Here is an 11,538-nt window from a genome sequence, read left to right as displayed (position 1 = left end):
CGGCCGCCGTTGCCTCGTTGGAGGGACATGGGCACCGGGCGAAGCACGCGCACGACCACCCGCCACCTCGCGATCACCGGGGCCGCCGCGGCCGCGGTGATCGCCGTCGCGGTGATCGCCCCCGGCGGGGGAGGGTCGGTCGTCGCGGCCGACGCGCAGCTGCTCGCCGACGCACCGTCGGGCCACGCGCACCTCCCCGGCACCCCGGACCACGACCACAGTGACCCGGCCACCAAGAACTCGGTCTCCCGCGCGGCGGTCACCGGAGAGGACACCGTCGACCCCACCACGGCCGCGGAACGGGACGACGCCGAGCAGTTCGTCGCCGCCGAGCGCGACCTGCCCGACCCTGAGCTCACCACCGCCTCCTTCGCCCGCGAGCGGTCGAGCGTGCCCGCCGACCGCTACGAGATGGCCGGCGGCTGCTACACGGTCCGCGCACCGGACGGCCGCTTCCTCGCCACCACCGGCACTCGCGTGCAGCTGTCCGACACCCCCACGCCCTTCCGCTTCCAGGCGACCGACCTGGGCAGCTACCTGCTGCACACCGCCGACGGGGAGCTCGCCTGGGCGGTGGTCACCTCGTGGGCCAAGCTGGTCGCGCAGCCCAACCCCCGCGCCGACTGGGCACTGACGCCACGCGGTGACGGCTTCGTGCTCGCCGCCGACGGCAAGGAGCTCGCCGTCCGTGGCAACCGCGTCGTCGCCCGTCCGGCCGGCGCCGTCTTCCGGCTCCGGCTCGCCGAGGGGTGCGACCCCTTCCCCGAGGCCGACGTCAACGTCACCGGTGACCCGCACGCAGGAGTGACGCCGTACCAGGAGGTCCGGGGGTACGTCGACGCCCACACCCACGGGATGGCGTTCGAGTTCCTCGGCGGACGCGTCCACTGCGGCCGGCCCTGGCACCGCTACGGGGCGCCGACCGCCCTCCAGGACTGCCCGGACCACACCGCCACCCTCGGCCTGGGAGGCGTGCTGGAGTCGGCGCTGTCCGGCGAGCCGTACCACGACCCCGTCGGCTGGCCGACCTTCAAGGACTGGCCCGCCCCGAACTCGCTGACCCACGAGGGCACCTACTGGAAGTGGCTCGAGCGCGCCTGGCGCGGCGGCGAGCGGCTCTTCGTCAACCTGTTGGTGGAGAACAACAAGCTCTGCCAGCTCTACCCGTTGAAGAAGAACTCGTGCGACGACATGGACTCGCTGCGGCTCCAGGCCCAGCGGATGTATGAGCTGCAGGACTACGTCGACGCCCAGTACGGCGGCCCCGGCCGCGGGTTCTACCGCATCGTGACCGACCCGTTCGAGGCGCGCGAGGTGATCAACGCCGGCAAGCTCGCGGTCGTGATGGGCATCGAGACGAGCGTGCCGTTCGGGTGCACCTTCAAGCAGGTCGGCGGCCGCGACGTGGCCGCCTGCGACCCCGCCGACATCGACGCCCAGCTCGACGAGATGCACGACCTCGGGGTCCGGCAGATGGAGCTGGTCAACAAGTTCGACAACGCACTGGCCGGGGTCGCCGGTGACGCCGGCGAGGTGGGCGTGGCCGTCAACGCCGCCAACTTCCTCGAGACCGGCACGTTCTGGGACATGGAGCACTGCGAGCCGGCCGACGGTGAGAGCCACGACAACCCGCAGTTGACGTTGCCCGACATCTCGGCCGGCCAGCAGGACGCGCTCTTCGGCGCGATCGGCAAGGTCTTCGGCGACGTGCTGCCGGCGGTGCCGCTCTACCAGCAGCCCGCCCACTGCAACCGGCGCGGCCTGACCGACCTCGGCACCCACACCATCGAGGCCCTGGCCGACCGGGACATGATCTTCGACCCCGACCACCTCAGCGTGAAGGCCCGTGCCACCGCGATGGACACCATCGAGGACCTGGGCCACCAGGGCGTCATCTCCTCCCACTCCTGGTCCACGCCCGACACCTACCCGCGCATCTACGAGGCGGGCGGGTTCATCACGCCCTACGCCGGTGACGCCGAGGGGTTCGTGCAGAAGTGGCGTCGCCATCTCGGGTGGGCCGACGACCGCTACTACTTCGGGTTCGGCTTCGGCGCCGACATCAACGGCCTCGGTGCCCAGGGCGACCCGCGCGGCGCCGACGTGCCGAACCCGGTGACCTACCCGTTCACGGGTCTGGGTGGCGTTGAGATCGATCGGCAGACCGCCGGTGAGCGGACCTGGGACATCAACGTCGACGGGGTCGCGCAGTACGGCCTCTACCCGGACTGGATCGAGGACCTGCGCCGGATCGCGGACCGCCAGAACGGCGACGGCGACGCCATCGTCGAGGACATGACCCGCGGCGCCGAGGCCTACCTGCAGATGTGGGAGCGGGCGACCGGCATCGCGCCGGACTCGTGCCGCAACCCGGACCGGCGCCTCACGCCGGCCGCGGTCCGCCGCGAGGTCCGGCCGGGCATGGGAACCCGCGAGGTGCTGCAGGCGGTGGGCCAGCCCCACCAACGACTCGGGGACGCCTTCGAGATCTGTGCCGAGCGCGGCAACGGCGACGAGGTCCGGCTGCGGATCGCGTTCGACGCCGGGGGCAACGTGGTCCGTGTCTCACGCTGACCGGTCGTCGGCGGAACCACCGGCGCGGTAAGTTACCCGACGGTAGGATCGAGGAACCCCGACCGTAGTAAGGCTTCCCTTGCAGCGCGGACGGGGGGAGTGGGGCCTAGGCTCACCCGCAGGCCCGCGTCCTGAGCCGAGGAGCGTTAGAGAAAATGTTGCAGATCTTCGCGATCGTGGTCTCGTTCGCACTCACTGCGGTCGCAGTGGTGCTCACGGCGAACGCGGTGACGTCCATGCTCGGTGTCATCCGGGTGGGCCAGCCGGCCCGCCGCACCGACCAGCCGGTGCAGCGCACGCTCACCATGCTCAAGGAGACCTTCCTCCACACGCGCATGCTGCAGTGGACCTGGGTCGGCATCATGCACTGGTTCGTTTACGCGGCGTTCCTCTTCCTCTCCACCGCGGTGCTCGGCGCCTACTTCCAGCTCTTCGACCCCGAGTGGGTCTGGCCGGTCTTCGGCCACTGGTACCCCTACGAGTGGTTCGCCGAGTTCATCGGCCTGCTGAGCAGCATCGGCATCATCTTCCTGATCATCTACCGGCAGAAGCACCACCCGCGCACCGAGGGACGCGACAGCCGGTTCTACGGCTCCACGCAGTGGCAGGCCTACTTCGTGGAGTACCTCGCCCTGCTCGAGGGTGGCGCGATCCTGTTCATCCGCGCCGCGGAGTACAACCTCGGCGTCGCCGAGGGCCACACCGACGTCGCCACCCGCGCCCACTTCCCGCTGGCCTCCTGGCTCGCGGAGATCTACCCCAGCAGCGCCGGTGCCAACGAGCAGATCATCTACTTCATCGCGATGTTCAAGATCGCGCTGGCGATGGTCTGGCTCATGGTCATCGCCCGCAACCTCACCATGGGCATCGCGTGGCACCGGTTCACCGCCTGGTTCAACATCTGGTTCAAGCGCGAGGGCGACGGCGGCACCGCGCTGGGCGCGGTCAAGCCGATGATGATGAACGGCGAGCCGGTCGGCCTGGACGACCTCGAGGAGATGGACGAGGACTCCACCCTCGGCGCCGGGTCCATCCAGGACTTCTCCTGGAAGGGCATCCTCGACTTCACCACCTGCACCGAGTGCGGCCGCTGCCAGTCGCAGTGCCCGGCCTGGAACACCGAGAAGCCCCTCTCGCCGAAGCTGCTGATGATGGGCCTGCGCGAGCACGCCTATGCCAACGCCGGCGGCGACGGGGAGAAGGCGCTGGTCGGCAAGGCCGGCGACAACACCGAGGACGTCGCGTGGAGCGACTGGTTCTACAACCCCGAGGACGGCGACTTCGTCATCGACGAGGACGTGCTGTGGTCCTGCACCAACTGCGGCGCCTGCGTGCAGCAGTGCCCCGTTGACATCGAGCACGTCGACCACATCATCGACATGCGTCGCTACCAGACGCTGGTCGAGTCCAACTTCCCCTCCGAGCTCAACGGCCTCTTCAAGGGCATGGAGAACAAGGGCAACCCGTGGAACATGTCCGCCAGTGCCCGGCTGGACTGGACCCAGGGCCTCGACGTCGACGTCAAGGTCGTCGGCAAGGACATCGAGTCCCTCGACGAGGTCGACTGGCTGTTCTGGGTCGGCTGCGCGGGTGCCTATGAGGACCGTGCCAAGAAGACCACCCGGGCCGTGGCCGAGCTGCTGGACATGGCCGGTGTCTCCTTCGGTGTGCTCGGCAACGGCGAGACCTGCACCGGCGACGCCGCCCGTCGCGCGGGCAACGAGTTCGTCTACCAGGGGCTCGCGCAGCAGAACGTCGAGACCTTCAAGGAGTACAAGGTCAAGAAGGTCGTCTCGACCTGCGCCCACTGCTTCAACACCCTGCGCAACGAGTACAAGGACCTCGGCGTCGAGCTCGAGGTCGTCCACCACACCCAGCTGCTCAACCAGCTGGTGCGCGAGGGCAAGCTCACCCCGGTGGCCGACGGTGCCGGGGCCCACCAGCGGTCCATCACCTACCACGACCCGTGCTTCATCGGGCGCCACAACCAGGTCTACGAGCCGCCCCGCGAGCTGCTGCAGATCATGCCCGGCGCGGAGTACAAGGAGATGGAGCGCTCGGGCGAGCGGTCCTTCTGCTGCGGTGCCGGTGGTGCCCGCATGTGGATGGAGGAGAAGCTCGGCTCGCGGATCAACCTCAACCGCACCGACGAGGCCGTCGGGACCGGCGCGGACCAGATCGCCGTCGGCTGCCCCTTCTGCCGCGTGATGCTCTCCGACGGCCTGACCAAGATGCAGGCCGACGGTGGTGCCCGCGAGGAGGTCGAGGTCCTCGACGTCGCGCAGATGCTGCTGGCCTCGGTCAAGGGCACCCAGGCCACGAAGCTCGCGCCGGGCGAGGGCGCGCCGGCGGGCGCGGCCGTGGCCACCGAGGAGAAGGCCGAGCCCGAGGCCGGGGACGCCACGATCACCGAGGACACGGTCACCGACACCGAGGACGTCGGGGCCAACGCGAAGGCCTCCGGCGGTACGTCGATGTTCGACGACCCGAGCTCGATGTTCGATGACGCCGACGCCGAGCCCGCCTCGACGCCGGCACCGTCCTCGGGCGGTTCCCTCTTCGACACGCCCGCCGAGGAGCCGGCCGGGGACACCGCGTCGGCCCCCGAGAAGTCCGGCGGCGAGGACGGCTCGCTCTTCGACGAGGGCGGTTCACTCTTCGACACCCCGGCCGAGTCCACCCAGGCCAAGGCCGAGCCTGCGGATGCCACGGCCGAGCCCGAGGACAAGGCGCCGGAGAAGCCGGCCGAGCCCGAGGCCGACCTCGGGTCCGGTGGCTCCCTCTTCGACGTCGCGCCGACGCAGGAGGCGGAGAAGCCGGCACCGGCGGAGCCTGCTGCCGACACCGCGTCCGCCGAGCCTGCCGCGGCCGAGAAGGCACCCGAGGCAGAGAAGCCCGCCGAGCCGGCCGCCGAGGAGTCGCCCGCGCCCGCCACCGAGATCGGGTCGGGGTCGTTGTTCGACATCGAGGCGCCCGAGCCCGCGCCCGCCGCGAAGGCGCCCGAGCCGGAGCCGGAGCCCGCGTCGGAGCCGGCGGCCGAGGAGCAGGACACCGGTCAGGACACCGCGCCGACCGAGGAGCCCACCGCGAGCGCGGCGAGCGCCCCGGCGGAGCCGGCGACCGAGATCGGGTCGGGGTCGTTGTTCGACATCGAGGCGCCCGAGCCCGCGCCCGCCGCGAAGGCGCCCGAGCCCGAGCCCGAGGCGAAGTCGCCCGAGCCCGAGGAGTCGAAGGAGCCCGCGCAGGACGAGGCGGCGCAGGACGACGAGTCCGGGGACGCGCCGGACGAGACCGAGCAGGTCGAGTCCGAGGAGGAGCCGGAGCAGGAGAAGCCGGCACCGAAGTCCTCCGGGCCCGCCCACCAGCCCCGCACCGACGCCGACATCAGCGGATCGGACTCCCTGTTCGACCTGTGATCCCGTGGGGCGGGTGGCATCACCCGCCCCCGGGGTCCACGATGGTCCGATGGAGTCCTACGCCGCCGGAGAGACCACGACGCCCCTGCTCGAGGAGACCATCGGGGCGAACCTCGAACGCACCGTCGCGGCGTACCCCGACGAGGAGGCGCTCGTCGAGGTCGCCACGGGACGCCGGTGGACCTACCGCGAGTTCGACCACGCCGTCGACGAGGTGGCCCGCGGCCTGATCGCGCTCGGCATCGCCCAGGGTGACCGGGTCGGGATCTGGGCACCGAACTGCGCGGAGTGGACGATCACGCAGTACGCCACCGCCAAGGCGGGCGCGATCCTGGTCAACGTCAACCCGTCCTACCGGACCCACGAGTTTGCCTACGCCGTCAACCACTCCGGGATGCGGCTCCTGCTCGCGACGACGTCGTTCCGGACCAGCGACTACCGGGCGATGGTCGAGGAGACCGCGAGCCAGTGCCCGACGCTCGAGCGGACGATCTACGTCGACACCGACGACTGGGACGACCTCGTCGCCGCCGGCCGCGAGCAGCCGGCCGACGTCCTCACGCAGCGGGCACGGGACCTGCGGCCGGAGGACCCGATCAACATCCAGTACACCTCGGGGACGACCGGCTACCCCAAGGGCGCCACGCTGAGCCACCGCAACATCCTCAACAACGGCTACTTCGTCACCGAGACCATCGCGTTCACCGCCGCCGACCGGCTCTGCATCCCGGTGCCCTTCTACCACTGCTTCGGAATGGTGATGGGCAACCTCGGCTGCACCACCCACGGCGCGACCATGGTGATCCCCGCGCCGGGCTTCGACCCCGCGATCACGCTGCAGGCCGTGCAGGACGAGCGGTGCACCGGGGTCTACGGCGTCCCGACGATGTTCATCGCGATGCAGCACCACCCCGACTTCGACGGCTTCGACCTCGGGTCGCTGCGCACCGGCATCATGGCCGGCTCGATCTGCCCGGTCGAGGTCATGAAGCGCTGCGTCAACGACATGCACATGGCCGAGGTCTCGATCGCCTACGGCATGACCGAGACCTCCCCGGTGAGCTGCCAGACCCGCGTCGACGACGACCTCGAACGGCGTACCGAGACCATCGGTCGGGCGGCCGCCCACGTGGAGATCAAGGTCGTGGACCCGGTGACGGGGGAGACGGTGCCGCGCGGCGAGGCGGGCGAGTTCTGCACCCGCGGCTACTCGGTGATGCTCGGCTACTGGGACGACGAGGAGCGCACGGCGGAGTCCATCGACGCCGACGGCTGGATGCACACCGGCGACCTCGCCGTGATGCGCGAGGACGGCTACTGCAACATCGTCGGCCGCATCAAGGACATGGTCATCCGCGGCGGGGAGAACATCTATCCCCGCGAGGTGGAGGAGTTCCTCTACACCCATCCCGACGTCGAGGACGCCCAGGTGATCGGCGTCCCGGACGAGAAGTACGGCGAGGAGCTGTGTGCCTGGATCCGGGTCAAGGCCGGGGCGGCGCCCCTGGATGCCGACGGCGTCCGCGAGTTCGCCACCGGCAGGCTCGCCCACTACAAGATCCCGCGCTACGTGATGGTCGTCGAGGAGTTCCCGATGACCGTGACCGGCAAGGTCCGCAAGGTCGAGATGCGCGAGCGCGCCGCCGCCGAGCTGGGCCTCGGAGAGGGTTGAGTGCTCACTTCCCTCCGCCGAGTGCTCACTTCTTGCCGGTCGAGTCGGCAGTTGTCGTCGCTCAGGAGCGCATGGCGACGCCCTCGCGCCAGTAGCCCATGAAGGCGACCTGGCGGCGGTCGATGCCCAGGTCCTTGACCAGCTGTCGGCGCAGGCCGGTGACGACCTTCGACTCGCCGGCGATCCACGCATACAGCCCGGCGTACGGCGTCCCCTCGCTCGGGACCGCCGTCGAGGTGGCCGTGTCCTCGCCGGAGGAGGAGTAGACCGGGGTCTCCCAGAGGTTGGGGTCGATGGCGTCGTCGGGCACGCCCGTGTCGTAGGTGGCATCGGCGGCGCCACCGGTGAGGTGGGCGATGGCGGCGGCGTGCAGGTCCTCGCCGCGCGGGCGGCCGTTGCGTGGCAGCCAGGTGACCTCGACGCCGTCAGGGCCCGGCATGTCGTCGTAGACGTCGGCATCGGTCACGGTCTCGAGGAACACCGCGCCACGCGCGTCGGCGGGAAGGTCGCGCAGGACGCCGCGGATCGCGGGGGCAGCGGTCTCGTCGCCGACGATGAGCAGGCGTGAGGCGTCGCCGGGTGCCCACTCGATGCCGCCGAACTCGTGGCCGCGCCGCGGGCAGATGATGACCAGCTGGTCGCCGGCGTTCGCGCGGAGCGCCCAGGCATTGCCCGCTCCCTCGGGCCCGCCACTGGTGGGCTCGTGGACGACGATGTCGACCACGAGGCGGGTGTCGGTGCCGCTGCCGAGGACGTCGCGGATGGTGTAGGTGCGCATCGAGCCGCGCTCCTCCTCGGGCAGCTCCAGCCACGTGCTCCACCAGGACTCGTCCATCCCCTCGAAGGAGGGGAGGGTGCCGGCGGCGCCGGGGAAGACCAGCTTGATGCGCTGGTCGTGGACGTCACCGGGGACGCCGAACTCGGCGAGGCAGTCGCCGGCCAGCTCGATGCGCACGACCGAGGGGCTGACCCGCTGCACCGAACGGGCGGTGACGCGGTCCAGCACCATGGGCAGGCTGGCGACGTAGGTGTTGCTGGAGGTGGTCATGCCGGCGAGCCTAACTGAGGGTTGCCTAACCTGACCAACGCGGCCGGTGTGCGGTCAGATCTGCGTGCGGTGGAATCCCTGGTAGGAGCGCGACGGCGTCGGGCCCCGCTGGCCCTGGTAGCGCGACCCGTACTTCGCCGAGCCGTAGGGGTGCTCGGAGGCCGAGGTGAGTCGGAAGAAGCAGAACTGCCCGATCTTCATCCCCGGGTAGAGCTTGATCGGCAGCGTCGCCACGTTCGCCAGCTCCAGGGTCACGTGACCGGAGAAGCCCGGGTCGACGAACCCCGCGGTCGCGTGGGTGAGCAGGCCGAGCCGTCCCAGCGAGGACTTGCCCTCCACGCGGGCCGCGATGTCGTCGGGCAGGCTGACGACCTCGTACGTCGACCCCAGCACGAACTCTCCCGGGTGCAGGATGAACGGGTCGTCGGCGTCGGTCTCGATCATCCGCGTCAGGTCGGACTGGTCCGCCGCCGGGTCGATGTGGGGGTACTTGTGGTTCTCGAAGACGCGGAAGAACCGGTCCAGGCGCACGTCGATCGACGACGGCTGCAGCATCTCCGGGTCCCACGGCTCCATCGCGACCCGTCCGGAGTCGATCTCGGCCAGGATGTCGCGGTCACTGAGCAGCACGTGGGCACCCTACCGGCCGGCCGGCACGTCGTGGGCGACACAATGCCCACATGTCCGTGGACGCGCTGATCCCCTCGCACTTCCGCCGCTACGTCGCCCTCGGCGACTCCTTCACCGAGGGCGTCGGCGACGCCGACCCCACGCGCCCCAACGGCGTCCGCGGGTGGGCCGACCGGGTCGCGGAGCAGCTCGCCGGCAACGTCCCCGACTTCGGCTACGCCAACCTCGCCATCCGCGGCCGCAAGCTGCGCCCCATCCTCGACGAGCAGGTCGAGGCCGGCATCGCACTGGGGCCCGACCTGGTGACGATCCACGGCGGCGGCAACGACGTGATGCGCCCGCGCGTGGACCTCGACGACCTCGCCGCGGCGTACGCCGACGCCGTACGCCGCCTGCGCGCCACCGGCGCCACCGTCGTCATGTTCACCCTGGCCGACCCGGGGATGAACCCGGTGATCAAGGTCGTGCGCGGCCGCACGGCGATCTTCAACGAGTGGGTGCGCCAGATCGCCGACGACCACGGCGCCATGGTGGTCGACATGTGGCGCATGCGGGACTGGAAGGTCGAGGAGGTCCTCGACGCCGACCGGCTCCACCTCAATCCCGTCGGCCACCAGTCGATCGCCATCGCAGTGCTCGACGCCCTGCGGATCCGGCACGACCTGGCGCCGCTCGCCCCGGCGCCCGTGCCGGTGCGCACCCGCCGCGAGCGGTGGCAGGAGGACCGCGCGTGGGCGCGGACCCACCTCGCCCCGTGGGTGAAGCGACGGATGACCGGGCGCTCCTCCGGCGACGGGGTCAGCCCGAAGCGACCGACCCTGCAGCCCATCGGGTAGCATCCTCACCGCCGGTGCGGTGGACCCCGTCGCCCGGCACGCGGATGTAGCTCAGTTGGTAGAGCGCGACCTTCCCAAGGTCGATGTCGCGAGTTCGAGCCTCGTCATCCGCTCTTGACCTTCACCGGCTTCCCCGTCGCCGCGCTCGACTTCTACGACGACCTCGAGGTGGAGAACACCAAGTCGTTCTGGGACGCCCACAAGCAGACCTACCGCGACCAGGTCCGCGCCCCGATGCTGGAGCTGACGGCGGCGCTGGCCGACGAGTTCGGTGAGGCGAAGGTGTTCCGGCCCCACCGCGACGTCCGCTTCAGCAAGGACAAGACGCCCTACAAGACCCACCAGGGCGCCTTCGTCGGCGTGGGGCCCGCCACCGGCTGGTACGTCGAGATCGCGGCTCCCGGCGTACGCATCGGCGGCGGGGTGTACCACGCGGCGGGCGACCAGCTGGCGGCGCTGCGCGAGGGCATGGCCGAGGACGACGACGGCGCCCTGCTGCTCAAGATCCTCGCCGACCTGGAGCGCGGTGGCTTCCGGATCGAGGGCGAGCAGCTCAAGACCGCCCCGCGCGGCTATCCCAAGGACCATCCGCGGATCGAGCTGCTGCGCCACAAGACCCTGTTGGGGATGAAGTCCTACGGGTTCGAGGAGTTCATCCACACCCCCGAGCTGCTCGACCGCGTCCGTGACGACTGGCGCCGGCTCCGGCCGCTGGTCAACTGGCTGGCCGACCAGGTCGATAGTCCCTGACGAAAAGCACCCGAACAGGTTCGATTCAGGTGCTTTTAGTCAGGGACTATCGCGTCGGGTCACGCCGGGGTGAAGGTCGCCATCGTCCGCTCGGGCTCCCAGAAGGCCTTCATCGACGTCACGCGGCCGTCGTCGTCGACGACGTAGACCATCACCAGGTCGGTGGTGGTGTGGCTGCCGTCGGGGAACGCGGTGCGGATGCGGCCGACGTTGGCGCAGGTGTTGGATCCCGGATTGGCGAAGGAGTCGTTGATCTCGAACTCGAAGGTCGCGATGGGGGCGATCGCGGCCTCCCAGAACGCCCGGATGCCGTCGTGGCCGCGGTGGCCGCGGCCCTCGGAGTCGAACATCGACGGCCCGACCGGGTCCTCGAGCACCGCGTCCTCGGCGTAGACGGTGAGCCACTCCGCCAGGTCTCCCCGGGCGACCGCGGAGTAGGACCGCTGGGACGCCGCCCGCGCGGGGTGGGGGGCGTCGGGCGCGTTCCAGGTGATGGCGTCGCTGGTGATCATGCCGCGATCGTAGGCCGAAACGAGAACACGTTCTAGCCCCTCGGGCATCGGTCACGCACGGCTGCGCGGCCGTCGACGAGCGTGTCCTCGGCCGTCGTAC

Annotated in this window: 8 protein-coding genes and 1 tRNA gene; 6 read left to right on the top strand and 3 right to left on the bottom strand. The window is 70.5% G+C overall.

The annotated features are described in order from the left end of the window. Positions 1-27: 27 nt before the first annotated feature. The 3 genes from KUV85_RS11530 (at position 28) to KUV85_RS11520 (ending at position 7,662) form a co-directional block, all read left to right on the top strand. Positions 28-2,574, top strand: coding sequence for a hypothetical protein (locus KUV85_RS11530; RefSeq protein ID WP_219960038.1), 2,547 nt, complete (start codon positions 28-30; stop codon positions 2,572-2,574). Between the two features lie 155 nt (positions 2,575-2,729). Then, on the top strand, positions 2,730-5,990 hold the full coding sequence (locus tag KUV85_RS11525) for a heterodisulfide reductase-related iron-sulfur binding cluster (protein WP_219960037.1): 3,261 nt from the start codon (positions 2,730-2,732) through the stop codon (positions 5,988-5,990). A 49-nt stretch (positions 5,991-6,039) separates the two neighbouring features. Continuing rightward, positions 6,040-7,662 (top strand): AMP-binding protein, encoded by a 1,623-nt coding sequence (locus KUV85_RS11520; protein WP_219960036.1) that lies wholly within the window; start codon positions 6,040-6,042, stop codon positions 7,660-7,662. A 61-nt stretch (positions 7,663-7,723) separates the two neighbouring features. On the opposite strand, the gene KUV85_RS11515 is transcribed toward KUV85_RS11520, so the two are convergent. After that, positions 7,724-8,710 (bottom strand): siderophore-interacting protein, encoded by a 987-nt coding sequence (locus KUV85_RS11515; protein ID WP_219960035.1) that lies wholly within the window; start codon positions 8,708-8,710, stop codon positions 7,724-7,726. A 54-nt stretch (positions 8,711-8,764) separates the two neighbouring features. Then, positions 8,765-9,340, bottom strand: a complete 576-nt coding sequence (gene dcd / locus KUV85_RS11510; protein ID WP_219960034.1) for a dCTP deaminase — start codon at positions 9,338-9,340, stop codon at positions 8,765-8,767. Between the two features lie 50 nt (positions 9,341-9,390). Here dcd and KUV85_RS11505 point away from each other — a divergent pair, with 50 nt between their 5' ends. The 3 genes from KUV85_RS11505 (at position 9,391) to KUV85_RS11495 (ending at position 10,926) form a co-directional block, all read left to right on the top strand. Beyond that, a complete protein-coding gene (locus KUV85_RS11505) occupies positions 9,391-10,176 on the top strand; it encodes an SGNH/GDSL hydrolase family protein (protein ID WP_219960033.1) in 786 nt (261 codons plus the stop codon). A gap of 40 nt (positions 10,177-10,216) precedes the next feature. Then, a tRNA-Gly gene (locus KUV85_RS11500) sits at positions 10,217-10,289 on the top strand. Between the two features lies 1 nt (position 10,290). Continuing rightward, entirely contained in the window at positions 10,291-10,926 is a 636-nt protein-coding gene (locus KUV85_RS11495) for a DUF2461 domain-containing protein (protein ID WP_219960032.1), read from the top strand. A 59-nt stretch (positions 10,927-10,985) separates the two neighbouring features. Here the strand turns inward: KUV85_RS11495 and KUV85_RS11490 are convergent, their stop codons facing one another. Further along, positions 10,986-11,438 carry a nuclear transport factor 2 family protein gene (locus KUV85_RS11490; RefSeq protein ID WP_219960031.1) on the bottom strand — a complete coding sequence of 151 codons (453 nt, stop codon included), beginning with the start codon at positions 11,436-11,438 and terminating at the stop codon, positions 10,986-10,988. Positions 11,439-11,538: the final 100 nt, after the last annotated feature.

The sequence above is a fragment of the Nocardioides panacisoli genome, from assembly GCF_019448235.1.
GTDB lineage: Bacteria > Actinomycetota > Actinomycetes > Propionibacteriales > Nocardioidaceae > Nocardioides > Nocardioides panacisoli_A.
This window is presented reverse-complemented; position numbering and strand designations above follow the sequence as displayed.

Bases quoted from the DNA above. Each gene is read 5' to 3' on its own strand.
- KUV85_RS11530 (WP_219960038.1), top strand. From the start codon at position 28: ATGGGCACCGGGCGAAGCACGCGCACGACCACCCGCCACCTCGCGATC.
- KUV85_RS11505 (WP_219960033.1), top strand. From the start codon at position 9,391: ATGTCCGTGGACGCGCTGATCCCCTCGCACTTCCGCCGCTACGTCGCC.
- KUV85_RS11515 (WP_219960035.1), bottom strand. From the start codon at position 8,710: ATGACCACCTCCAGCAACACCTACGTCGCCAGCCTGCCCATGGTGCTG.
- KUV85_RS11525 (WP_219960037.1), top strand. From the start codon at position 2,730: ATGTTGCAGATCTTCGCGATCGTGGTCTCGTTCGCACTCACTGCGGTC.
- KUV85_RS11520 (WP_219960036.1), top strand. From the start codon at position 6,040: ATGGAGTCCTACGCCGCCGGAGAGACCACGACGCCCCTGCTCGAGGAG.
- KUV85_RS11490 (WP_219960031.1), bottom strand. From the start codon at position 11,438: ATGATCACCAGCGACGCCATCACCTGGAACGCGCCCGACGCCCCCCAC.